The following is a 246-nucleotide window of genomic DNA, read 5'->3' as shown; positions in this document are numbered from 1 at the left end:
AACCACAACGTCCATTCTTAGAGCAACAGTTTCCCCAAGACGAATTCTTGCAAGTAAGCGTGTTCCAAGACTGTTTGCCGCAAACACTTGAGGTGCTGACGCGCAACGCATTGACATTAAAGAATAAAAGGGCCGGAACGGCTAACAGCATCGAAGAACGCATCGTGCAAAAGAACCGTGGGAACGAGTGACTTGGGTTAAGAAACGGTCGGCGAATGAGGACGCATTGCCAGAATCGTGAGAGGG

At 49.6% G+C, this 246-nt stretch carries 1 protein-coding gene; it reads left to right on the top strand.

The features are described from left to right. Window positions 1-191: hypothetical protein (locus ACEN88_RS35995; protein WP_413347168.1), on the top strand; the 191-nt coding region annotated here is incomplete at its 5' end. Window positions 192-246 lie beyond the last annotated feature (55 nt).

Origin of the sequence: Massilia sp. CT11-108 (genome assembly GCF_047302915.1) — a bacterium.
Taxonomy (GTDB): Bacteria; Pseudomonadota; Gammaproteobacteria; order Burkholderiales; family Burkholderiaceae_D; genus Telluria; species Telluria orientalis.
The sequence above is the reverse complement of the archived record's forward strand: the minus strand, read 5'-3'. Positions and strand labels throughout refer to the sequence as shown.